Here is a 715-nt window from a genome sequence, read left to right as displayed (position 1 = left end):
GGTCACGGCGGTGGAGATCGACGACGTGCTCGCCGCGGCGCTGCCCAGCACCGTGGCCGCCCGGCTGCCCGAGCGGGCCGAGCACTTCGCGCTCGTGCACTCCGACGCCATGCGCGTCACCGAACTGCCCGGGCCGCCCCCCACCGCCCTGGTCGCCAACCTGCCGTACAACGTCGCCGTGCCCGTCCTGCTGCACATGCTCGCGACCTTCCCCAGCATCGAGCGCACGCTGGTCATGGTCCAGGCCGAGGTGGCCGACCGGCTCGCCGCGCCGCCCGGCTCCAAGGTGTACGGGGTGCCGTCGGTGAAGGCCGCCTGGTACGCGGAGGTCAGGCGGGCCGGCGCGATCGGCCGCAACGTCTTCTGGCCCGCCCCGAACGTGGACTCCGGCCTCGTCTCGCTGGTCCGCCGTGCCGCGCCGCCGCAAACCAGCGCCACGCGGGCGGAGGTCTTCGCGGTCGTGGACGCCGCGTTCGCGCAGCGCCGCAAGACGCTGCGGGCCGCGCTCGCGGGGTGGGCCGGCTCGGCCGCCGCCGCCGAGGCGGCGCTCGTGGCCGCCGGGGTGTCGCCGCAGGCGCGCGGCGAGGCGCTGACGGTGGAGGAGTTCGCGGCGATCGCGGAGCACGGCCCCGGCAAGTGAGGCCCGGCCGCTGATCCTGACCGCCCTGGCCCCGGCCCCGCTTGGCCTCGCGTGGCCCCGGCCTCGGCCCCACCT

1 protein-coding gene is annotated in these 715 nt (G+C 77.3%); it reads left to right on the top strand.

The window, feature by feature from the left end:
* Positions 1–640: rRNA adenine dimethyltransferase family protein (locus KUM32_RS41120; protein ID WP_217146758.1), on the top strand; the 640-nt coding region annotated here is incomplete at its 5' end.
* Positions 641–715: the final 75 nt, after the last annotated feature.

Source organism: Streptomyces sp. AC627_RSS907 (assembly GCF_019049165.1).
Note: the sequence above shows the minus strand (reverse complement) of the source record. Positions and strands in the feature narration are given on the sequence as shown.